This window comes from Thiomonas delicata, assembly GCF_900088825.1.
GTDB lineage: Bacteria > Pseudomonadota > Gammaproteobacteria > Burkholderiales > Burkholderiaceae_C > Thiomonas_A > Thiomonas_A delicata.
The window spans coordinates 45690-68488 of the sequence record NZ_LT592171.1 but is presented as its reverse complement, the minus strand read 5'-3'; the positions used below and the strand labels follow the sequence as shown (position 1 = coordinate 68488).

The following is a 22799-nucleotide window of genomic DNA, read 5'->3' as shown; positions in this document are numbered from 1 at the left end:
CTGTTCGTCTCAGCGCACGCGCATGCCGGGCTGGGCGCCGGGGTGGGGGTCGAGCAGGTACAGGCCGGGCTGGGCTTTTTCGTCGGCGCCACTGGCGGCCAGCACCATGCCTTCGCTGAGGCCGAACTTCATCTTGCGCGGCGCCAGGTTGGCCACCATCACGGTGAGCCTGCCGATCAGGTCCTCGGGCTTGTAGGCGCTCTGGATGCCCGAGAACACGTTGCGCGTGCGGGGTTTGCCGTCGGCGTCGGTCTCGCCCACGTCGAGGGTCAGGCGCAGCAGCTTGGTCGAACCTTCCACGGCTTCGGCGTGGACGATGCGGGCGATGCGCAGGTCGACTTTGGCGAAGTCGTCGATGGTGATGGTGTCGCCCGGCGCGGTGGCCTTGGCCGCGGCCGGTTTCGCCTCGGGCAGGATGCGGGCGTTGCCGTTCTGCGGCGGCGCGGAGGGGACGTCGGGTTCGAACAGCCTGTCGAGCTGCTTGGGGTCGATGCGCTGCATCAGGTGCTGGTAGGGGGCGACGCGCTGCGGCAGCACAGCGGCGTCGGCCCAGACGAAGTCGCGCTCCAGGCCGAACAGCTCGCGCGCCACGCGGGCGCTGAGTTCCGGCAGAACCGGGGCGAGCAGCACGGACAGGGTCCAGAACCCGGCCAGGGCGCGCGAGCAGGTGTCCTGCAGCTCGGCGCGGCGCGCGTCGTCCTTGGCCAGCAGCCAGGGCTGGGCGGCGTCGAATGCGGTGTTGATGCGGTCGGCCGCGGCCATGATCTCGCGCATGGCGCGGGCGTACTCGCGCGCCTCGAAGGCGGCGGCGACGTCGTCGGCTAGTGCTTGCGCGGCATCGGTCATCTCCTGCGTGGCGCCGAAGTAACCCAGCCGGCCGTCGAACTGCTGGTTGATGAATTTGGCGGCGCGGCTGGCGATGTTGACGTATTTGCCGATGAGGTCGCTGTTGACGCGGGCGACGAAGTCTTCCGGCGTGAAGTCCACGTCCTCCACTTTGCTGCCCAGCTTGGCGGCGAGGTAGTAGCGCAGCCACTCGGGGTTGAGGCCGAGGTCCAGATACTTCAGCGGCGAGATGCCGGTGCCGCGGCTCTTGCTCATCTTCTCGCCGCCCACGGTGACGAAGCCATGCACGTTGATCTGGCTCGGCGTCTTGCGGCCCGAGAACTTGAGCATGGCCGGCCAGAACAGGGTGTGGAAGTAGACGATGTCCTTGCCGATGAAGTGCACCTGCTCGACTTGCGGATCGGCCATGAAGGTGTCGAAATCCTGCGTCGTGCGCGAAGCCGCGTGCCAGTGGGCGGCGGCCTGGCCCTTGTCGAAGTGGTTCTTCAGGCTGGCGAGGTAGCCCACCGGGGCATCCAGCCAAACGTAGAAATACTTGCCCGGCGCATCCGGAATCTCGATGCCGAAATAGGGCGCGTCGCGCGAAATGTCCCAGTCGGCCAGGCCGCCGTGGCCGTTCTCGTCGACCGCGAACCACTCGCGCACCTTGTTCAGCACCTCGGTTTGCAGATGCGGCTGGCCGTGGGCATTGCTGGCTTGCGTCCACTCGCGCAAAAACGCGGCGCAGCGGTCGGACGAGAGCTGGAAGAAGTAATGCTCGCTCTTGCGCAGCTCGGGCGTGGCGCCCGACAACGTGGAATACGGGTTCTTGAGTTCGGTGGGCGCGTACACCGCGCCGCAGACCTCGCAGGCGTCGCCATACTGGTCGGCCGCGCCGCACTTGGGGCATTGGCCCTTGATGTAGCGGTCGGGCAGGAACATGCCCTTGACCGGGTCGTAGAACTGCTCGATGTCGCGCATCGCGATCAGCCCGCTCTTGCGCAGCGCGCGGTAGACGTCCTGCGCCAGCTGGTGGTTCTCGGCGCCATCGGTGTTGTGCCAGTTGTCGAAGCGGATGTGGAAGCCGTCGAGATATTGCTGGCGTCCGGCCGCGATGTCGGCGACGAACTGCTGCGGCGTCTTGCCCGCCTTTTCGGCGGCGATCATGATGGGCGCGCCATGGGCGTCGTCGGCGCCGACGAAGTGCACCTCGTTGCCGCCCATGCGCTGAAAGCGCACCCAGGTGTCGGCCTGGATGTATTCCATGATGTGGCCGATGTGGAACGGCCCGTTGGCGTAGGGCAGGGCGGTGGTGACGAACAGGCGGCGCTTGGAGCTTGGATTCATGCGACTTGGGTGGCGTTGGGGCCTTGGGTGTAACCGGAGCGCGATGCGCGGTGTGTTGTCGGCGGCTGCCGGGCGCGCCGTCCCGGCGCACCGGAACTGCGGGCCAAAGCGGGAATTGTAGGCAGTGGCCCGGCAAGGTGTGCCGGGGGCGAACTAGACTGCGTGGGTTGTCTTTTCCACCCACGCGACTTTTCTCACCCCGCGATTCGCATCATGCCCACAGAAAGCCAGATCCAGGAAGCGCTCGCCAACGTCATCGATCCCAACACCGGGCAGAGCCTGGTGGCGGCCAGGGCCGTCAAGAACCTGCGCGTCGAAGGCGGCGACGTCTCGCTGGACGTGCAGCTCGGCTATCCGGCGCAAAGCCAGCACGCCGAACTGCGCCGCAACGTGATCGCCGCGCTGCGCGCGGTGCCCGGCGTGGCCAACGTCTCGGTGCAGATGTCCACCAAGGTCGAGGCGCACGGTGTGCAGCGCGGCGTCAAGCTGCTGCCGGGGGTGAAGAACATCATCGCCGTGGCCTCGGGCAAGGGCGGGGTGGGCAAGAGCACCACGGCGGCCAACCTGGCGCTGGCGCTCGCCGCCGAGGGCGCGCGGGTGGGTTTGCTGGACGCCGACATCTACGGTCCCTCGCAGCAGATGATGATGGGTCTGTCGGGCCGGCCCGAGAGCACCGACGGCCAGACCATGGAACCGATGGAGAACTACGGTCTGCAGGTGATGTCCATCGGCCTGCTGATGGATGCCGACAGCCCGATGATCTGGCGCGGCCCGATGGCCACCCAGGCGCTGGAGCAGTTGTTGCGCCAGACCCATTGGCAGGACCTGGACTACCTCATCGTCGACATGCCGCCCGGCACCGGCGACATCCAGCTCACCCTGAGCCAGCGCGTGCCGCTGACCGGCGCGGTCATCGTCACCACGCCGCAGGACATCGCCCTGCTGGACGCGCGCAAGGGCTTGAAGATGTTCGAGAAGGTCCAGGTTCCGGTGCTCGGCATCGTGGAGAACATGGCCGTGTACGTCTGCCCCAACTGCGGCCACAGCTCGCACATTTTCGGCGAGGGCGGCGGCGCGAAAATGGCGGGCGATTACGGCGTGGAGCTGCTCGGCAGCCTGCCGCTGGACCTGCGCATCCGCGAGCAGGCCGACAGCGGACGCCCCAGCGTGGTGGCCGACCCCGAAGGCGCGGCGGCGCTGGAATACAAGACCATCGCGCGCAAGGTGGCGGTGAAGGTGGCGGAACGGGCGAAGGACTATTCGACCAAGTTCCCGACCATCACCATCTCCGATACCTGAGAGCCCGCGGCAGTTCATCGGCCCGCTTCCGCCAGGCAGGCCGCCAGTCAGTCTGGTCAAAAGGCCGAGCGGGCGCTATCCTTGGGGCGGACCTGGAAACGAACGATCGTTCTTTTTCGGCGCGGATCGACCCCGCCGGAACTCGAAGCGACACCCAAAGACGATAGGAGACAGCATGATGGATCGCCCCTGGCTCGCGTACTACCCCAAGGGTGTGCCCGCCGATATCGACCCTGGCGCCTACCGCTCGCTCGCCCATCTGCTGGAGCGCAGCTTCGCCGAGCATGCCGACAAGCCCGCCTACGCCTTCATGGGCCGGCGCACGACCTATGCGCGCTGGGAGGCCGAGTCCACCGCCTTCGCCGCCTGGCTGCAGACCCAGGGGCTCAAGTCCGGCGACAGGGTGGCGGTGATGATGCCCAACGTGCCGCAATACCCGGTGGCGGTGGCGGCCATCCTGCGCGCCGGTCTGGTCGTGGTCAACGTCAACCCGCTCTACACGCCGCGCGAGCTGGAGCACCAGCTGCGCGACAGCGGCGCGGTGGCGATGATCATCCTGGAGAACTTCGCCCACACGCTCGAACAGGTGATCGGCGACACCCATCTACGCCTGGTGGTGGTGGCCAGCATGGGCGAGATGCTTGGCTTTCCGCTCGGCCCCATCGTCAACTACGTGGTGCGACACAAGAAGAAGCTGGTGCCGCGCTACGCCCTTCCCGGCCATGTGCGCTTCGGCCACGCCTTGAAGGCCGGTGCCCGTCTGCACTTCGCGCCCACCGACATCCGCGCCGAGGACGTCGCCGTGCTGCAGTACACGGGCGGCACGACGGGCGTGTCCAAGGGCGCCACGCTCACCCACCGCAATCTCATCGCCAACGTGCTGCAGTCCGCCGCATGGAACCGGCCCGGCCTGGACAAGCGCAAGGATCTCGCGGCGATCAACACGGTCTGCGCCTTGCCGCTGTATCACATCTTCGCCTTCACCGTGGTCATGCTGCTGTCGGCGGCGCAGGGCGGCATGATGATCCTCATCCCGAATCCGCGCGACCTTCCCGCCACGCTTAAGGAGCTGGCGCGCTACGAGATCCATTCCTTGCCGGCGGTGAACACGCTGTTCAACGCCCTGATGAATCATCCCAACTTCGACACGGTGAACTGGAAGCATCTGCTCATTTCGCTGGGCGGCGGCATGGCGGTGCAGGAGGCGGTGGCGCGCAAGTGGCTGGAACGCACCGGTTGCCCGATCTGCGAGGGCTATGGGCTTTCGGAAACCTCGCCCTCGGTGGCTTGCAATCCGACCGACACCGACCATTTCTCCGGCACCATCGGGCTGCCGCTGCCCTCGACCGAAATCGTCATCGTGGACGACGACGGCAAGCCGGTGCCCAGCGGCCAGCCTGGCGAGCTCGCCGTGCGCGGGCCGCAGGTCATGCGCGGCTACTGGAAGCGCGATGACGAGACCGCCAAGGCGTTCACCGCCGACGGTTTTTTCAAGACCGGCGACATCGGCATCATGGATGCGCAGGGGTATGTGAAGATCGTCGACCGCAAGAAGGACATGATCCTGGTCTCGGGCTTCAACGTCTATCCCAACGAGGTGGAGGACGTGGCGGTGATGCATCCCGGAGTGCTGGAGGCCGCCGCGGTGGGCACGCCCGATGCCAATTCGGGCGAGGCGGTGAAGCTGTTCGTCGTGCGCAAGGATCCGAACCTGAGCGAGGACGAACTCAAGGCCTTCATGGCTGAACGCCTGACCGGCTACAAGCGCCCCAGGCACATCGTTTTCCGCGACGAGCTGCCGAAGACGCCCGTGGGGAAGATTCTGCGCCGCGCGCTGCGCGACGCCGATGACGCCAACGCCCAGCGCACACCCGGCGTGGCGATGGCGGCTCCGGCCTGAGCCGGGACGGGCGCCCGGCTCAGCGTCGCAGCGTGTGCCGCAGCAAGGCGCAGGCGGCGTCGACATCCATCGCTCGCCACAAGGCCCAGCCCTGAACCTGGGTGCAGCCGGCCTGCTCGATCCACTGCAGGTCGCGGAGATTCTCCACGCCTTCGGCAACCGTCTCCAGCCCCAGGCTGGCGGCCATCGCCAGCGTGGCGGTGACCACGGCAGCCTTGTAGCGGTCCGTGGCCACGCCGTGGGTGAAGGCGCGGTCGATCTTGATCTGGGTCGCCGGCAAGCTGGTGAGGTATTCCAGGTTGGAAAATCCGACGCCGAAATCGTCGAGCGAGATCTTCACGCCCAGATCGCGGATGCCGTTGAGCGTGAGCAGGCAGTCTTCGCTCACCATGATCTGCAGGTTCTCGGTCAGCTCGACGGTGAGCAGGCCGGGCTCGATCCCGGCGGCGCTCAATTCGTCGCGCAGGCACGTGACGCAGCCGCCCTTGAGTTGGGCCGGCGAGAGGTTCACCGACAAGTGCCCCGTGTAGCCGCAGGTTTCGCGCAGATCACGCAAGGCCCGCAGGCTCTTGCGCAGGATCTGCAGGCCGAAGTCGAAGATGAGGCCAAGATCCAGGATGATGGGCACGAACTCCAGCGGGCTGACCTCCTCGCCGTCGGGCCGCGTCCATCGCGCCAGCGCCTCGAAACCGACGATGGCATAGCGCTGCTGCGCGGTGATGGCCGTGTCGGCATCCGCCGCCCGCAGTTGAAGCCGGGCGATGGGCTGTAGCGCAATGGCGAATGCGTCGGCCTCGAGCGCGGCGTGCAGTTCGGCTTCGAGTTGAGCGCGCCGGCGCACGCGGGCCAGCAGTTCGGGCGTGAACACCTGTGCCCGGTTGCGGCCGAGGGTCTTGGCTTCGTGCAGCGCGGCATCGGCGTGGCTGAGCAGCTCGGCGATGCCGCTTCCGTCGCGCGGGAACTGCGCCACGCCCACGCTCACCGTGGTGTGCAGCATCCGGCCTTCCACCGTGTAGGGCCGGGCGAGGTCGGCGCGCAGGCGCTCGGCCAGGACGAGCGCCTCGTCCGGCGCGGGGGTGTCGCTGCGGCGCGAATACACCAGGAACTCGTCGCCGCCGAAACGGCCGGTGAGGTCTCCGGCGCGCAGCGTGTCTTGAATGCGATGCGCCGCCTCGGCCAGCAGCCGGTCGCCCACGCTGTGGCCCAGGCTGTCGTTGATCTGCTTGAATTGATCGAGGTCGATGAACAGCAGCGCCCCGCCGGCGTCTTGCGAGTGATCGAGCGTCGACTGCAGCAGCCGCTCGAAGCCGGCGCGATTCGACAGGCCGGTGAGCGTGTCGGTGTAGGCGGTGACATAGAGCTTGTCTTCGGCCTGGCGCTGTTCGGTGATGTCGCGCGCCACGCCGCGCCAGCCCGTCAGCTGGTTTTGCGTGTTCCATATCGGGGTTCCGCTCAGGCTCCACCAGCGCGTTTGCATGTCATCGCCGCGATAGGGCAGCACCAGGTCGTGGAAAGGGAGCTGGCGCTGCATCAGCGTATGCAGCGCCACCCACTGCGGCAGCGCCGCCATGGCGGGGTTGATGTCTTGCCATGCGCGGCCGAGCACCGCTTCGCGCACCTGCTGCACATTGCGGTTGCGCAGGCTGCTGGCGCTCATGCTGGTGAAACGGCCCTGGGCGTCGAGTTCCCAGAACCAGTCGGACGACAGTTCGGCGAAGGTGCGAAAGCGCTGCTCGCTGCGCTGCAGGTCGTCCAGCGCCTGTTTCGTGGCCGTGATGTCGACGCTGATGCCCATGAGTTCGAGGGGCTGGCCATCCGGCGTCCAGCGGCTGACCAGACCCTGGTTGCGCGTCCAGATGAGGCTGCCGTCCTTGCGGCGGATGCGCGCCTCGACGCTGGGGCTGACCTGCCCTGCCTGCATGACTTGCTGCAGTCCCTGCAGCACTGCGGGCCTGTCGGCCTCGGGCAGCAGGGCCAGCAGTTCGGGCATGGTGAAGGTTGCCGCTTGCTCGCGCAAGGCGGGATCGGCCCAGTTCTGTTCGCTGTGCAGCAGACCCTGCTGCAGGTCCAGGGTCCAGAAGGTTGCGCCCGAGGCGTGCCGGAGCAGGGCGGTACGGTCCAGCCGCAGCTTGTCCGCCGAGCGGTCGAGTTCGAGGCAATAGAAGCCGACCACCTGTGGCGCCAGCCCGGCTTGCCGCGGGCTCCAGGCTGGCTGCAAGCGCGTTTCCAACCAGCGCGTGACGCGCCCTTGGGTTTGCTCGCGGGCATAGGTCACGGGCGTGCCGGCCAGCACCTTGCGGACATGGGGCATCACCACGGGCATGTCTTCCGGGCGCACCAGTGCGTCCAGCGCTTTGCCGACGAGGTTGGCGGCGCCTTGCCCCATCCAGTCGGCATAGGCCGCATTGCAGTGGAGCAGGCGGCAATCGACGTCGAAGTGGGAGAACAGACCGGGCATCGAGTCCAGCCATTCGGGCCTGTTGTCGTGCTCGGTCGAATCGGCGGGATGCGCAATGCCTTGAGAGGCCGCTGGCAGCTGCTTCGCAGGGGGGTGGAAGGGGGCTTCGTCGGGCATGAAGTCACTATAGCCGAGCCATGCCTTCCCACAAGCGGGTAGACACCCCTGAGAAAGGGGTGGGCGGGCTGCGTTGGCCTATGCTCACGGCATGTGTTCGATGCAAGCCGAGACTCCCGCCGCAGACGCCGGCATTCCCGTGCCCGGCGCCGCTTATGTCGTGGGCGGAGCCGTGCGCGATGCCCTGCTCGGCCTGCCCGTGCACGACCGCGACTGGGTCGTGGTGGGCGCCACGCCGCAGCAGATGCTGGACGCCGGTTTCCAGCCCGTGGGGCGCGATTTTCCGGTGTTCCTGCATCCCCGCACGCATGAGGAATACGCCCTGGCGCGCACCGAGCGCAAGACGGGTCCCGGCTATCGCGGCTTTGTCGTGCAGGCCGCTCCGGGGGTGAGCCTGGAGGACGACCTGCTGCGCCGCGATCTCACCATCAATGCCATGGCGCAGGACGCGCGGGGCGGCATCGTCGATCCCCATGGCGGCCGCGCCGATCTGCGCGACAAGGTGCTGCGCCACGTTTCGCCGGCCTTCGCCGAGGATCCGGTGCGCATCCTGCGCCTGGCGCGCTTCGCCGCACGTTTCGGCGATTTCACGGTGGCGCCTGAAACCCGCGAGCTGATGCGCGCCATGGTGCGCGCCGGCGAGGCCGACGCCCTGGTGCCTGAACGGGTTTGGCAGGAACTGGCGCGCGGCATGATGGAGCCCTCTCCACGCCGCCTGTTCGAGGTGTTGCGCGATTGCGGCGCGCTAGCGCGCATCCTGCCCGAGGTGGATGCGCTGTGGGGCGTTCCGCAGCGCGCCGACTATCACCCGGAAGTGGACTGCGGCGAGCACCAGATGCTGGTGATGCAGGCCGCCGCCGCGCTCGACGCCGACCTGCCGGTGCGCTGGGCCTGCCTGATGCACGATCTGGGCAAGGCCGCCACTCCGGCTGAAATCCTGCCTCGCCACATCGGCCACGAGGCGCGCAGCGTGGCGCTGGCGCGCGGCGTGGCGCAGCGCCTGCGCGTGCCGGGCGAATGCGCCGAGCTGGCCGAAACCGTCGCCGCCGAGCACGGCAACATCCACAAGAGCCTGGGGTTCGGCGCGGCGGCGCTGCTGCGTTTGTTGCAACGCTGCGATGCGCTGCGCCGTCCGCGACGCTTCGCCTCGGTGTTGCTGGCCTGCGAAGCCGACCACCGCGGTCGCGGCGGCGATTTTCCGCGCCAACCCTACCCGCAGCGCGAGCGTCTGCTCGCCGCGCTGGACGCCGCGTCGGCGGTGGACGCCGGCGCCATTGCGCAGGGTGTTGTGGCCGCCGGCGGCAAGCCCGTGGCGATTGCGCAGGCCGTCGCCGTCGCACGCGAGCGGGCCATCGCGCAAGCCATCCCGGTCTGACCGCGCAGGGTCACCCGGGCGGCGCAGCGGCGTGCTCGGGCGCGGCCAGTGCCAGGAAGTTGCGCAGCGCCGGCGAGGCGTTGTCGCGTTTCCAGGCCAGCACGATGTCGCTGTGCGCGCCGGCGTCGAGCAGGTCGAGGTAGCGCACGTAAGGCATTTGCGCGCGTCGCATCGAGGCCGCGACCAGCCCCACGCCGATGCCGGCCGACACCAGGCTGATGAGCGTGGGCATCTCGTGCACCTCCTGCGCGATGCGCGGGTTGAAGCCGGCTTTCAGGCACAGCGCCAGCGTGTGTTCGCGCAGGCCCGAACCCAGCGTGGCGCTGTAGAGCATGAAAGGTTCATGGCGCAGCTCGCGCAGGCGGATGCTGGGGCGGTCTGCCAGCGGGTGCTGCGCATGCAGCGCCGCCACCAGCGGCTCGCGCAGCAACACGCGGGTTTGCAGTTCGGCGAGCTGGGCGTGACGCGTCGGCCGCACGAAGCCGACGTCGAGCTTGCGCGTGACGAGATCGTCGATCTGGGCGCGCGAGGGTTGCTCGCGCAGTTGCAGCTCCACCTCGGGCCAGGCGACTCGGAAGTCGTGCAGCAGTTGCGGCATCACGGCCGAGAACGGCATGGACCCGGCGAACCCCACGGCGAGGCTCCCGGTTTCCCCCCGCCCGGCGCGTTGCGCCTGTTCCACGGCGCGCTGCAATTGCTCCAGCACGGCACGCGCCTGCGGCAACAGGCTGGCGCCTGCCGCGGTGAGGCTGGCGCCGTTGCGCCCGCGCTCGAACACACGTACCCCGAGTTCGGCTTCGAGCGCCTGGATCTGCTGCGACAGCGGGGGCTGCGAGATGTGCAGGCGTGCTGCGGCGCGCGAGAAATTGCGTTCTTCGGCAACCGCGATGAAGGCTCGAAGATGGCGCAATTCCATATGTTGAACATATCAAAATGAATAAAAAATAGATTTTACATATCGATTGCGCGTGGCTAGGCTACGCCCATGGCCCTTTCCGCAGAATCCCGTCGCATCGCTTCCCCGGCTTGCGCCGCGTTCGTCGCCCCTGGCTGGCGCGGCCGTCTGGCGGTGATCGCTGCAGGAATGTGCGCGTTCTTCACCATGTACGTCACGCAGGGCCTGCTGCCCTCGTTGCAGGGCGTGTTCCACGCCAGCGTGGCCGAACTCAGCCTGACCATCACCTTCACCACGCTGGCGGTGGCTCTGGCGGCGCCGTTCTCAGGCAGCCTGTCGGACCGCTTCGGACGCAAGCCGGTGTTGCTGGTCTCGCTGGCCGGTCTGGGCCTGAGCACATTGCTGGCCGCCACCGCCGACAGCCTGTACACCCTGCTGGCCTGGCGCCTGCTCGAAGGCCTGTTCATTCCCGGCGTGTTCACCGCCACCGTGGCCTATATCGGCGAGGAGTGGGAACCGGCGCAGATGCCGGCGGTGACCGCCTTGTACATCTCGGGCTCGGTCGCGGGCGGTTTCGGCGGGCGCTTCATCGCCGGCATGGTCACCGCCCATTGGGGCTGGCACGCGGCCTTCGTCGTCCTGGGGGCGGTCACGCTGCTGTTCCTGCTGTTCATCGCCATGAGTCTGCCGCCTTCGCGCCGCTTCCGTCCCAGCGCCAGCCTGCGCGCTTCGCTCGCCGGCCTGCCGCGGCACTTGCGCAACCCCAAGCTGCTGGGGACCTACGCCATCGGCTTCGGCATCCTGTTCTCGCAGGTCTGCACCTTCACCTACGTCAGCTTCCACCTCGCCGCCGCCCCCTACAGCCTGGACCTGCGCCAGATCAGTCTGCTGTTCACGGTGTATCTGGTGGGCATGGTGGCCACGCCGCTGGCCGGCCGGCTGGCCTGGCGCTTCGGCCAGCGCAAGGTGTTCGCCTGGGCCATGGCGGTGTCCAGCCTGGGCATGCTGCTCACATTGCTGCCCGCGTTGCCGGACATCGTGCTTGGATTGACCTTGAGTTCCGCCGGCGTGTTCATCGCCCAGTCCATGGCCACCTCGCAGGTGCCGGGCTTCGCGCGCCAGGACCGTTCCTCGGCGGTGGGGCTGTACGTCATGTGCTACTACGTCGGCGGCAGCATCGGCGCGTTCGGCCCCAGCGTGGTGTGGGCGCATGCGGGCTGGCCCGGCTGCGTGGGGCTGGTGCTGGTGATGCAGGCGATGATCGCAGCCGTGGCCTGGAAGCTGTGGCGCGCCAAGCCCGGCGATGCCCGGCTGCCGTTGCCGGGCGCAGACGCGGCGCCTGCGTTGTCTGACTTGCAGGGGTAGCCGCGGCGCAGCGCTCAGTGCCCGCGCAGATAGGCGGCCAGCGTCAGCGCGTGGTTGTGCGCCTCGTCTTTCGCCGCGTAGAGCAGGGTCGCCCGGGCGTGTCCGTCCAGCACGCGGCGCAGCAGGGCCACGTCGTCCGGGCGCGCATCGAGTTCGGCGCGGTAGCGGCGCTGGAACTCGTCCCATTTACCGGGGTCGTGGTCGAACCACTGGCGCAGCGCCGTGCTGGGCGCGATCTCGCGCACCCAGCGGTCCACCGCCGCTTCGTCCTTGCTCAATCCGCGCGGCCACAGCCGATCGACCAGCACGCGCAGGCCGTCGGCAGGTTCGGCTTGCGCGTAGACGCGTTTGATGCCGAGATGTGTCATCGCCACCCTCCCGCTTGTTCGGTGTCCCCGTGGCATGCTAGGACGCATGTTTTCCCATGCCGGGCGCGTGGTTGGCCCTAGCGCAGCAGCCGCGCGACGACCCAGGCGATGACCGACAGCAGCAGGCTGGAGCCGAGCGGGAACAGCCAGACGCGTCCGAACAGCCTGAAGCGCAGGTCCAGCGGCAGGCGACCGAAGCCGAAGCGCTCCAGATGAGGCAGCAGCGCCGAGAAGACGATGGACGCTAGGACGAAGACCAGCAGCCACATCAGCATGGCGGGGTCTGCAGGTCCAGCGCGGCGCTGCGGTCGCCGGTGGAAAAGCCGAGCAGGGGCGTGGCGCAACCCCGGCCCAGGGCGACGACTTTGAACAACTCGCCCATCTCGCTTTCGGCCAGCAGGCGCTGGACGGCTGCGGTGAGGGTCAGGCTGCGGCGGTTTGTCGGCGCGCCGGCCACGCCGTCCTGCGCGGCGGCGACAGCCGCGCCCAGCACGTCGAGCATGCCGCAGTTCAACAGGAAGCGTGCCTGGCTGGTGTAGCCGAGGAGGTCGAGTCCGGCTTCGATACCCGCCCGCGCGATGCCGCTGAAATTGACGTGCGCGGTGATGTCGGACAGACCCGGCTCCCACAGCGGCGCGTCGTGCGCGCGGTGGCTGCGATGGCAGCGCAGCGTGCCGGTGATGCGCTGCGGGTGGTAGTACTCGTGCGCCGGAAAGCCGTAGTCGATGAACAGCAAGGCCCCGCGGCCCAGGTGCCGCCCGAGGGTAGCGATGAAAGCTTCGGCGGCGGGGTGGATTTCGGTGACGGCGCCGTCTGGCAGGGCCTGCGCGGCTGGTGGCGGAGGAACCAGGGACGTCGGGCGGTCGGCGAAGGCAAGCGGTTGTTCAGCCTCGCCGCCGCACACCACGCCGCGCTCCCGCCAGCCTTGCGCCGTGCGGTGCAGCAGCTTGACCGGCATGGCGTCCAGCACCTCGTTGCCGAGCACCACGGCGTCGAAGCGCGCGGGCAGGGCGTCCCACCAAACGATGCGGCGGCGCAGAGGGCCGGGCAGCGCGGCTGCGGCCTCCTGCTGGCGCGCGCGCATCGCGGCGGACACCTCGACGATGGCGTACTGCCGCGGCAGCCAGCCACTCGCCTCCAGCGCCAGGAGCAGGTCGCAGGCCAGGCGGCCGCTGCCGGCGCCGAACTCGACCAGCATGTCCAGTGCCTCGGCCTGCGCCAGTTGCAGCACCTGGCGCGCCAGGGCGCGGGCGAACAGCGGGCCGAGTTCGGGCGCGGTGACGAAATCGCTGCTGCCCCCCCAGGCGCCGAGCACGCCGGGCGCGGCGGCGTAATAGCCCAGACCGGGCGCATACAGCGCCAGTTCCATATAGTGGTCGAACGGCAGCCAGCCGCCGGCCCGGGCGATGGCGTGTTCGACCTGCGCCAGCAAGGCCTGGCTCGCGGCCCCTTGCTCCGCGCTTGCCGACGGTAGACTCTGCAACCTGTTCATCGCCGCGATTCTAGGTTTCATGCCCACCGCCGCCGCTCCAGTTCAGCCCACGCACGACACCGGCCGGCCCGTGGCCCTGGTCACGGGTGCCGCGCGCCGCGTGGGCCGGGCCATCGCGCTGGAGCTTGCCGCAGCCGGATGGGACCTGGCCGTGCACTACCGCGAGTCGGCCGAGGAGGCGCGGCAGACCTGCGCCGAACTGTCCCGGAGGGGCGCGCGCGCCTTGCCGTTCCGCGCCGACCTGGCGGACGAAGCGGCCGTGCGCGCGCTGCTGCCCGAAGCGGCCGCGGCCTTCGGTCGTGTCGATGCGGTGGTCAACAACGCGTCGATCTTCGAATACGACCAGGCCACGAGCTTCACCCAGGCTGCCGCCGAGCGCCATGCGCGGGTCAACACCGTCGCTCCCGTGCTGCTGGCGCAGGCGCTGCACGCCCACCTGCTGCAACGCGCGGCGCGCGGCTGCGTGGTCAACCTGCTCGACCAGAAGCTGTGGAACCCCAACCCCGACTATTTCTCCTACACGCTGAGCAAGGCCGCGTTGCGCGAGGCCACCATCCTGCTGGCGCAGGCGCTGGCGCCGACCCTGCGCGTGGTGGGCGTGGCGCCGGGCGTGACCCTGCCCTCGGGGCCGATGGACGAGGCCGGGTTCGCCAGGGCCCACGCCCTCACGCCGCTGGGCCGTTCCTCCACCCCGGAGGACGTGGCGCAGGCGGTGCGCTACGCGCTGACGGCTTCCGCCGTCACTGGCACCACGCTGCTGGTCGACGGCGGCCAGCATCTCGCGGCGCAGCCGCGCGACGTGCTGTATCTGGCCGAATCGCGGGCGGGCTGAGACGCGCTTGCCTTCCCCATCAACCCTCCCACCCGATTCGCACATTCCCCATGATCAGTGCCCTCAACCACCCGGCCCTCGCGGATTGCCGCCGCCTATTCCTGAAGAAGTACGCGGTGTGGATCAACATCGGCGTGCACGATTTCGAGAAGCGCGGCGAGCAGCGCGTGGTCATCAACGTGGACCTCTACGTGCCTTATGCGTACTCCACGCCGACGCGGGACAAGCTCGACGAAGTGGTGGACTACGACTTCATCCGCCGCACCATCGCCCAGCGCCTGTCGCGCGGCCACATCCACCTGCAGGAGACGCTGTGCGACGACGTCGCCGCGCTCATGCTGGAGCACCCGTCGGTGCGCGCCGTGCGCGTGTCCACCGAAAAGCCGGATGTCTATCCCGATTGCGAGTCCGTCGGCGTGGAGGTGTTCCGCATCAAGGAGGAAGCGCGATGAACGCGCCTGTCGAAATCGCGCGTCCGGCGGTGCCCGAGGCAGCGCCGCCGGCGCCCCGCCACGCCGACGCGATGCGCGCCGCGCGCGAGGCCAACAAGCTGTCCAAGCGCCTGCACCGCCTCATGGGCCAGGCCATCGCCGATTTCAACATGATCGAGCCCGGCGACACGGTGATGGTGTGCATGTCCGGCGGCAAGGACAGCCACGTCATGCTCGACATCCTGCTGAGCCTGCGCGAGCGCGCGCCGGTGGATTTCGACCTCGTCGCCGTCAACCTCGACCAGAAGCAGCCAGGCTTTCCCGCCCATGTGCTGCCGGACTACCTGCAAAGCCGCGGCGTGCGTTTCCACATCGAGGAGCAGGACACCTATTCCATCGTCAAGCGCGTGATCCCGGAAGGCAAGACGATGTGCAGCCTGTGCTCGCGCCTGCGCCGGGGCATTCTCTACCGTCTGGCGGGCGAACTCGGCGCGACCAAGATCGCGCTTGGCCACCACCGCGACGACATCCTGCAGACCTTTTTCCTCAATATGTTCCATGGCGGCCAGCTCAAGGGCATGCCGCCCAAACTGGTCAGCGACGATGGCCGCCACATCGTCATCCGTCCGCTGGCTTATGTGGAAGAAGCCGATTTGCAGCGCTGGGCCGACATCCGCGCCTTTCCCATCATCCCCTGCACCCTGTGCGGCAGCCAGGAGAACCTGCAGCGCAAGCAGGTCGCGGCCATGCTCAGGGAATGGGACAAGCGCCACCCCGGCCGACTGGAAACCATGTTCACGGCGCTGACCAAGGTCGTGCCTTCGCACCTGATGGACCGCACGGCCTATCCTTTCACCACGCTGCGGGCCAGGGGAGAGCCCGAGCCCGGCGGCGACATCGCCTTCGACGACGAGCCCTGCGTGCCGCCCGCGCATCACCCCGGAGTGGAACGAGAGGGCGCGGCTGTCGTCCAATGGTTCAAGGACGCTGCGGCGGACGATTGAACCTGGCGCGCGGCAACGCCCGAACGCAACAGGGTTGCTGCGCCAAACCCAACGAGGTCCCCCATGAAACCGAACCTCCAAGCAGACCCCGCCGGCCACGGCGAACCGGCCGCCGGTTCGCCGGGCGCTGTGCCGTCCCGGCCGTGGCGCCGCTTCGCCGGACTGGCCGGCGCGGCGGCCGCGCTGCTCCTGTCCGGTTGCGCCGCGCTGAGCGCGGTGCGGGTGGACGTGGCCACGCCCAAACCCGCGCCGCAGGCCCTGGTGGGCGCCCGGGTGCAGGTGCAGGCGGCGCCGAGCAACGCCGACAGTCCCCACGCCGCCGTGTTCCAGGCGGCCGTCCTGGAGGCCATGACCCGCGCCGGCATGGTGCCGCTGCTCGGCCAGCCGGCGCCCTACACCGCGCGCTACAGCTTCCGCAGCTATATGGACTTCGAGGCCAGCTTTCCCAGCGCCTGGCCGCCGCCCGGGCCGCCCGTCCTGCTGCCCAACGGCGCGTGGATCTACAACGGCTATCCATGGTGGTGGACCGGCTTTTCCTGGCCGCCGCCCTGGTATGAGCGGGTGTTCGATCTCGAAATCCGCGATACCGCGACAGGCGCGCTGGTCTACCGCACCAGCGCCGTGACGGGTTCCTACGCGCAGCAGCTTGCCCCTGTGGCGCAGAAGCTGGCCGATGCCGCGCTTGCCGGTTTCCCCCGGCAAAGCGGGGTGCACCGGGTGACGATTCCGGGGTCCTGAGCCCGGGAAGCTCGCCGCCGCGCGCCCGCCCGTGCGGCGCGCGGCCGACGAACAACGGCCCCGCCGCCGACGCCGCCGGGGCGGGGCTTTTATAATCGGCACAAATATTGCTGCGGTCCGATTCCGGTTCGTTGGAACCAAGCCTTGAATGCCGGCCCGCAGCCCCCATCTTGCCCAAATCGAAGCCCCTCCATCCGGAGTCAGCCATGCCTATTTACGCCTACAAGTGCGAGTCCTGCGGACACAGCATGGACGCGCTGCAAAAGATGTCCGACGCACCCTTGTCCGTCTGCCCTTCGTGCGGCCAAGCTGCCCTGCACAAACAGGTCACCGCCGCGGGGTTCCAGCTCAAGGGGTCCGGCTGGTACGCCACCGACTTCAAGGGCGGCGCCGGCGCCGCGGCTGCCGGCGCGGCGGTGAAGGCCGAAGCCAAGACCGAAACCAAGGCGCAAGCCGCGGCTCCGGCCTGCGGCGCTGCCTGCGCCTGTCATTGAATCGCATCAAGCCTTCATGACCACCCCGCCCGCGCCGCTCAAGCACGGCGGGCCTCGCCACCTGATGCAACAGCCCGGTTTCCCTGCATGGGGTCGCGGGCCTCTTTCATGCGCCTGAAAAAATTCTTCGTCGCCGGCATGCTGGTGTGGCTGCCGCTGACCATCACGATCTGGGTGTTGTGGCAGCTGCTGGCCGTGTTCGACGGCATTTTCCGCGCCGTGGTCGGCGCGGTCAGCACCATCATTCCAGCCCTGGCTCCGGGGCTGGACAAGTTGATGCACATTCCCGGCGTGGGTGTGGTGCTGGTGTTGACCGCGATCCTTCTCACCGGCCTGCTGGTGGCGAACATGGTCGGGCAGTGGTGGCTGATGCGCTGGGACGGTCTGCTGGCGCGCATCCCCATCGTCAAAAGCATCTACAGCAGCGTCAAGCAGGTGTCGGATACCTTGTTCTCCAGCAGCGGCCAGGCTTTTCGCCAGGCGGTGATGGTGCAGTATCCGCGCGCCGGATCGTGGACCATCGCCTTCGTCACCGGGACGCCGGCCGGCGAGGTTGCCGGGCATCTCCCCGGCGAGCACATCAGCGTGTATGTGCCCACCACGCCCAACCCGACCTCCGGTTTTTTCCTGATGATGCCGCGCGCCGATGTGGTGGAACTGCGCATGAGCGTCGACGAGGCGCTCAAATACGTCATTTCCATGGGGGTGGTGGCGCCGCTTTCGCATTCCAACCCCCAACCGCCCGCTGAGCATTGAGCGCACCGGACAAGCCGGGGCGACACCCCGCGCGCACGTTCCAGCCCTTTGTTCCAGTTCCCGATTTCCGTCCTCCCCGTATCTCCATCGAACCATGAGCCTACGCAGCCACACCCTCGGCGCCGTCACCGAATCCTTGCTCGGACAACGCATCAGCCTGTGCGGCTGGGTGCAGCGCCGGCGTGACCACGGCGGGGTGATCTTCATCGATCTGCGCGACCGCGAAGGCCTCGTGCAGGTGGTATGCGACCCGGATCGTGCCGAGATGTTCGCCGCCGCCGAAGGCCTGCGCAACGAGTTCTGCGTGCAAATCGAGGGCGTGGTGCGCGCGCGCCCGGCCGGCACCGAGAATGCCCAGCTCGCCTCGGGCAAGGTGGAGGTGCTGTGTCATGCGCTGCAGGTGCTCAACCCGTCCGCCGCGCTGCCGTTCCAGCTCGACGACGAGAACCTGTCGGAGACCACCCGCCTGACCCACCGCGTGCTCGACCTGCGCCGCCCGCAGATGCAGCACAACCTCAAGCTGCGCTACCGCGTCAGCATGGCGGTGCGCAAGTATCTGGACGCGCAGGGTTTCATCGACATCGAAACCCCCATGTTGACCAAGAGCACGCCCGAGGGCGCGCGCGACTACCTGGTGCCCAGCCGCGTCAACGCCGGGCAGTTCTTCGCGCTGCCGCAGTCGCCCCAGCTGTTCAAGCAGATGCTCATGGTGTCGGGCTTCGACCGCTACTACCAGATCACCAAGTGCTTCCGCGACGAAGACCTGCGCGCCGACCGCCAGCCCGAGTTCACCCAGATCGACTGCGAGACCTCCTTCCTCGGCGAGGATGAGATCCGCCCGCTGTTCGAGACCATGATCCGTCGCGTGTTCAAGGAGGTGCTGGACGTGCAGCTCGCCGATCCCTTCCCCGTGATGCCGTATTCGGAGGCCATGGCGCGCTTCGGCTCGGACAAGCCCGATCTGCGCGTCAAGCTCGAGTTCACCGAACTCACCGACGTGATGAAGGATGTGGACTTCAAGGTGTTCGCCGGCGCGGCCGACCTCGAAGATGGCCGCGTCGCCGCCTTGCGCGTGCCGGGCGGCGGGGAGATGAGCCGCAGCGAGATCGATGCCTACACCGAGTTCGTCAAGATCTACGGCGCCAAGGGTCTGGCCTGGATCAAGGTCAACGACGCCGCCAAGGGGCGCGACGGCCTGCAGTCGCCCATCGTCAAGAACCTGCACGACGCCGCCATCGCCGCCATCCTCGCGCGCAGCGGCGCGCAAAACGGCGACCTGCTGTTCTTCGGCGCCGACCGCGCCAAGGTCGTCAACGCCGCCCTGGGCGCATTGCGCGTGAAGATCGGCCACAGCGACTTCGCCCGCGCCCGCGGCCTGTTCGAGGACGCCTGGAAGCCGCTGTGGGTGGTGGACTTCCCCATGTTCGAGTTCGACGACGACGCCCAGCGCTGGGTGGCCTGCCACCATCCCTTCACCGCGCCGAAGGACGAGCACGTCGAGTACCTCGCCACCGACCCCGGCCGCTGCCTGGCGAAGGCTTACGACATGGTGCTCAACGGCTGGGAAATCGGCGGCGGCTCGGTGCGCATCCATCGCGCCGAGATGCAGAGCAAGGTCTTCTCCGCGCTCAACATCGGCCCCGACGAAGCGCGGGCGAAGTTCGGCTTCCTGCTCGACGCGCTGCAATACGGCGCCCCACCCCACGGCGGCATCGCTTTCGGCCTGGACCGCATCGTCACCATGATGACCGGCGCCCAGAGCATCCGCGACGTCATCGCCTTCCCCAAGACCCAGCGCGCCCAGTGCCTGCTGACCAACGCCCCCAGCGAGGTGGACGAGAAGCAGCTGCGCGAACTCCACATCCGCCTGCGGCAGGCCCAGCCGGCGGCGTGAGCTCCGGAGCCGGTGCGGGGCCAGGGGCGCATGGGCGCCCCTTTTTTCTGCATGCCGCGTGCCGACTGTGAACCGGTCGCAGCAACGGGATTCGACGCGGTAGATACGGTTGCCATCGATGCAGCTTGGCGCCCCATAAGACCTTCGCGTTTCCTCACGCCAAGGTCGTGCAAACGGTTTCATGTTTCACATATAGAAACGCATCCGACCTTGGTGGATGCGTTTACGCTGGACGCATCGCCAAGCGCCTGGGAGGTGAGCGATGAAGTCCATTCGGTATCTGGCTTGGATCCCACCAGTCGGCTCTTTGCTCGGGCCGCTGCTGCACAACGACGTTCATCCCTTCATCCTCGGCATGCCCTTCATCCTGGGGTGGATCTCGGTTTGGCTCCTGCTCACCACGCCCGTCATGGCCCTGGTGTATCTCCTGGACCCCGCCAACCGCGAGCCGGCCGATGACGAGGCTGCCACATGAACATCGCATGGCTGTTCATGGCTTTGGCGGTTTTGCTGGCACTGGTCCTCGGTGTGCTTGCCCGGGGCAGGCGCGAGATGGTGCTCGATCAGTGGACGGTGGCGGGGCGCGGTTTTGGCGCGGTGTTCGTATTCCTGCTGCTGGCGGGCGAGATCTACACCACCTTCACCTTTCTTGGGGCGTCGGGCTTCGCCTACGGCCTGGGCGGGCCGGCCTTCTACATCCTGGCCTACGGCGGCATCGCCTATACGTTGTCGTATTTCATCCTGCCGCCGGTGTGGCGCTACGCGCGCCAGCACGGTTTGATCAGCCAGCCGGACTTTTTCGCCCGCAAGTACGCCAGTCCGGCGCTCGGCGTGCTGGTTTCGCTGGTGGACATCGTCGCCCTCGTCCCCTACCTCGTGCTGCAGTTCAAGGGCCTGGGCATCATCGTGCATGCGGCGAGCTACGGCGCGATCGGCAACGCAGTGGCGATCTGGATCGGTGCGCTGGTGGTGACCATTTACGTCATGGTCTCGGGCGTGCGCGGCTCGGCCTGGACCTCGGTGGTCAAGGACATTGGCATCCTCGCCGTGGTCATCTTCCTGGGTCTTTATCTCCCCTGGCGCGACTACGGCGGCATCGAGCCGATGTTTCGCGCCATCGCCGCCGCCAAGCCGGGTTTTCTCGCCCTGCCGGAACATGGGCAGAGCGTGTCGTGGTTCATCTCGACCGTGCTGCTCACGGCGCTGGGTTTCTTCATGTGGCCGCACTCCTTCGCGGCGTCGTATACGGCGCGCAGCGAACGCACGCTGCGCAAGAACGCGGTGGTGCTCCCGCTCTACCAGTTCGTGCTGCTATTCGTCTATTTCGTGGGTTTTGCGGCCATCCTCAAGGTGCCTGAGTTGAAGGGGGCGGACATCGACCTTGCGCTGTTCCACATCGCCACGGCCACCTTCTCTCCGGCCGTGGTGGGGATCATCGGCGGGATCGGCATACTCACCGCCCTGGTGCCGGGTTCGCTGATCATGATGAATGCCGCCACGCTGCTGTCGCACAACCTGTACCGGCTTGCGAGCCGAAACGCGCAGGATGCCCAGGTGGCGCGCACGGCCAAGGGACTCGTGCCACTGGTGGCGCTGGTGGCGGTGGGCTTCACGCTGCATGGCGGGGAAACCATCGTGGCCCTGCTGCTGATGGGGTACAGCTTCGTCACCCAGCTTTTTCCCGCGCTGTTGATGAGCCTGCTGCCGCGCAATCCGGTCACCCCCGCGGGGGCCTTCGCCGGGATCGCCGCCGGCGTGGCCACGGTTGCCGCGGTGAGCTTGAGCCACAGCTCGCTGGCCAAGCTCATGCCTTTTCTCCATGGCGCGTGGGCAGATCTCAACGTGGGCATCGTGGCGCTGGGATGCAATGTCCTGGTGCTGACCGTGGTGAGTTTGTTGACGCCACGGACAACTTTGATTCCGGCCCACCGCGAACAGGCCTAGGCATCGGGTCGCGGGGGCCTTTGCAGGCCGCCGCAGATCGCAAACCGGGTTTCCGGCCTACCATTCCGGGTGGCGAGGCCGCAGCGGCCTTGCGTCTGCGCCGACGGACCCTCTCAACCGACCATCCCCTCATGCCCCGTATCGACGACCCCGCCCATGACCGCGAAGCCGGCATCGCCGACGCAACGCCGGACACCACCCGCATCGACGACATCCGCATCAAGGCGGTGCGCGCGCTGGTGGCGCCGGCGGTGCTGCTGGAGGAATTGCCGGTCACGTCGGCGGTCGAGGCCGTGGTCGAGCGCGGGCGCGACGACATCGCCGCGGTGCTGCACGGGCGCGACGACCGGCTCATCGCGGTGGTCGGGCCCTGTTCCATCCACGACCACGACCAGGCCATGCAGTACGCCCGCCTGCTGGCCGGCGCCGCGCGGGAGCTGGCCGACGCGCTGGTGGTGGTGATGCGCGTGTATTTCGAGAAACCCCGCACCACGGTGGGCTGGAAGGGCTATATCAACGACCCGCACCTGGACGGCAGCTTCCACATCAACGAGGGTTTGCGCCGCGCGCGCCGGTTGCTGCTCGACATTTCCGCGCTGGGCCTGCCGGCTGGAACGGAATACCTGGATCTGCTGTCGCCGCAGTACCTGGCCGACCTCGTGGCCTGGGGCGCGATCGGCGCGCGCACCACCGAGAGCCAGAGCCACCGCCAGTTGGCTTCGGGGCTGTCGTGCCCGGTCGGATTCAAGAACGGCACCGACGGCGGGGTCCAGGTGGCGGCCGACGCGGTGGTCGCGGCCGGCTCGCCGCACGCCTTCATGGGCATGACCAAGATGGGCGTGGCGGCCATTTTCGAAACCCGCGGCAACGCCGACTGTCACGTCATCCTGCGCGGCGGCAAGGCGCCGAATTACGACGCGCAGGCGGTGGACGCCGCTTGCGCCGTGCTGCGCAAGGCGGGTTTGCGCGAGCAGGTGATGATCGACTGCTCGCACGCCAACTCGGCCAAGCAGCCGCGCCGGCAGATGGACGTGGCGCGGGACATCGCCGCGCGCGTGGCGGAGGGGGATCGGCGCATCTCGGGGGTGATGATCGAGAGCCATCTGCGCGAGGGCCGCCAGGACCTGCGCCCCGGCCAGCCCCTGCTGCCCGGCGTGTCGATCACCGACGCCTGCCTGGGTTGGGACGACACCTTGCCGCTGCTGCGCGACCTGGCGCAGGCGGTGCGTACGCGCCGCGCCGCCCGTGGCTGAGATGCGCGCGAC

At 68.2% G+C, this 22799-nt stretch carries 20 protein-coding genes; 14 read left to right on the top strand and 6 right to left on the bottom strand.

Annotated elements, in window-relative coordinates; translation table 11 throughout:
• Positions 1-9: 9 nt before the first annotated feature.
• Positions 10-2172, bottom strand: coding sequence for a methionine--tRNA ligase (gene metG / locus THIARS_RS09905; protein WP_094160800.1), 2163 nt, complete (start codon positions 2170-2172; stop codon positions 10-12).
• A gap of 213 nt (positions 2173-2385) precedes the next feature.
• Between metG and apbC the strand changes: the two genes are divergently transcribed.
• Both apbC and THIARS_RS09895 read left to right on the top strand, forming a co-directional pair.
• Complete coding sequence (gene apbC, locus THIARS_RS09900; protein ID WP_094160799.1) at positions 2386-3471, top strand: iron-sulfur cluster carrier protein ApbC; 1086 nt, start codon at positions 2386-2388, stop codon at positions 3469-3471.
• 175 nt (positions 3472-3646) lie between these two features.
• A complete protein-coding gene (locus THIARS_RS09895) occupies positions 3647-5371 on the top strand; it encodes a long-chain-fatty-acid--CoA ligase (RefSeq protein ID WP_186436642.1) in 1725 nt (574 codons plus the stop codon).
• Between the two features lie 19 nt (positions 5372-5390).
• Here THIARS_RS09895 and THIARS_RS09890 read toward each other — a convergent pair whose 3' ends face one another.
• Positions 5391-7946: a sensor domain-containing protein gene (locus THIARS_RS09890; protein WP_094160797.1), complete on the bottom strand. Its 2556-nt coding sequence runs from the start codon at positions 7944-7946 to the stop codon at positions 5391-5393.
• Between the two features lie 100 nt (positions 7947-8046).
• Between THIARS_RS09890 and THIARS_RS09885 the strand changes: the two genes are divergently transcribed.
• Entirely contained in the window at positions 8047-9321 is a 1275-nt protein-coding gene (locus tag THIARS_RS09885) for a multifunctional CCA addition/repair protein (RefSeq protein WP_094160796.1), read from the top strand.
• A 10-nt stretch (positions 9322-9331) separates the two neighbouring features.
• Here the strand turns inward: THIARS_RS09885 and THIARS_RS09880 are convergent, their stop codons facing one another.
• A complete protein-coding gene (locus THIARS_RS09880) occupies positions 9332-10237 on the bottom strand; it encodes a LysR family transcriptional regulator (protein WP_094160795.1) in 906 nt (301 codons plus the stop codon).
• 69 nt (positions 10238-10306) lie between these two features.
• On the opposite strand from THIARS_RS09880, the gene THIARS_RS09875 reads away from it, so the two are divergent.
• Positions 10307-11581 carry an MFS transporter gene (locus THIARS_RS09875; protein WP_094160794.1) on the top strand — a complete coding sequence of 425 codons (1275 nt, stop codon included), beginning with the start codon at positions 10307-10309 and terminating at the stop codon, positions 11579-11581.
• Positions 11582-11595: 14 nt separating this feature from the next.
• Here the strand turns inward: THIARS_RS09875 and THIARS_RS09870 are convergent, their stop codons facing one another.
• The 3 genes from THIARS_RS09870 to THIARS_RS09860 all read right to left on the bottom strand — a co-directional run bounded on the left by THIARS_RS09870 (position 11596) and on the right by THIARS_RS09860 (position 13441).
• Entirely contained in the window at positions 11596-11949 is a 354-nt protein-coding gene (locus THIARS_RS09870; RefSeq protein WP_094160793.1) for a DUF488 domain-containing protein, read from the bottom strand.
• 77 nt (positions 11950-12026) lie between these two features.
• Positions 12027-12224 carry a DUF2905 domain-containing protein gene (locus tag THIARS_RS09865; protein WP_186436641.1) on the bottom strand — a complete coding sequence of 66 codons (198 nt, stop codon included), beginning with the start codon at positions 12222-12224 and terminating at the stop codon, positions 12027-12029.
• Complete coding sequence (locus THIARS_RS09860; RefSeq protein WP_094160792.1) at positions 12218-13441, bottom strand: class I SAM-dependent methyltransferase; 1224 nt, start codon at positions 13439-13441, stop codon at positions 12218-12220. The genes THIARS_RS09865 and THIARS_RS09860 overlap by 7 nt, the downstream gene beginning before the upstream one ends.
• 19 nt (positions 13442-13460) lie before the next feature.
• Here THIARS_RS09860 and THIARS_RS09855 point away from each other — a divergent pair, with 19 nt between their 5' ends.
• From THIARS_RS09855 to THIARS_RS09810, 10 genes are all read left to right on the top strand, one after another.
• Positions 13461-14273 carry an SDR family oxidoreductase gene (locus THIARS_RS09855; RefSeq protein WP_094160791.1) on the top strand — a complete coding sequence of 271 codons (813 nt, stop codon included), beginning with the start codon at positions 13461-13463 and terminating at the stop codon, positions 14271-14273.
• Between the two features lie 50 nt (positions 14274-14323).
• On the top strand, positions 14324-14725 hold the full coding sequence (locus THIARS_RS09850) for a dihydroneopterin aldolase (protein ID WP_094160790.1): 402 nt from the start codon (positions 14324-14326) through the stop codon (positions 14723-14725).
• On the top strand, positions 14722-15708 hold the full coding sequence (ttcA, locus tag THIARS_RS09845; protein ID WP_094160789.1) for a tRNA 2-thiocytidine(32) synthetase TtcA: 987 nt from the start codon (positions 14722-14724) through the stop codon (positions 15706-15708). Before THIARS_RS09850 ends, ttcA begins: the two co-directional genes overlap by 4 nt.
• Before the next feature lie 63 nt (positions 15709-15771).
• Positions 15772-16446, top strand: coding sequence for a DUF4136 domain-containing protein (locus THIARS_RS09840; RefSeq protein WP_094160788.1), 675 nt, complete (start codon positions 15772-15774; stop codon positions 16444-16446).
• A 206-nt stretch (positions 16447-16652) separates the two neighbouring features.
• Positions 16653-16940, top strand: coding sequence for an FmdB family zinc ribbon protein (locus THIARS_RS09835; protein ID WP_094160787.1), 288 nt, complete (start codon positions 16653-16655; stop codon positions 16938-16940).
• A gap of 108 nt (positions 16941-17048) precedes the next feature.
• Positions 17049-17696 (top strand): DUF502 domain-containing protein, encoded by a 648-nt coding sequence (locus THIARS_RS09830; protein ID WP_094160786.1) that lies wholly within the window; start codon positions 17049-17051, stop codon positions 17694-17696.
• Positions 17697-17790: 94 nt separating this feature from the next.
• Positions 17791-19590, top strand: a complete 1800-nt coding sequence (gene aspS, locus THIARS_RS09825) for an aspartate--tRNA ligase (protein WP_094160785.1) — start codon at positions 17791-17793, stop codon at positions 19588-19590.
• A gap of 262 nt (positions 19591-19852) precedes the next feature.
• Positions 19853-20065, top strand: a complete 213-nt coding sequence (locus THIARS_RS09820) for a DUF3311 domain-containing protein (protein WP_094160784.1) — start codon at positions 19853-19855, stop codon at positions 20063-20065.
• A complete protein-coding gene (locus THIARS_RS09815) occupies positions 20062-21534 on the top strand; it encodes a sodium:solute symporter family protein (protein ID WP_094160783.1) in 1473 nt (490 codons plus the stop codon). Before THIARS_RS09820 ends, THIARS_RS09815 begins: the two co-directional genes overlap by 4 nt.
• A gap of 131 nt (positions 21535-21665) precedes the next feature.
• Positions 21666-22787 carry a 3-deoxy-7-phosphoheptulonate synthase gene (locus THIARS_RS09810; RefSeq protein WP_094160782.1) on the top strand — a complete coding sequence of 374 codons (1122 nt, stop codon included), beginning with the start codon at positions 21666-21668 and terminating at the stop codon, positions 22785-22787.
• Positions 22788-22799: the final 12 nt, after the last annotated feature.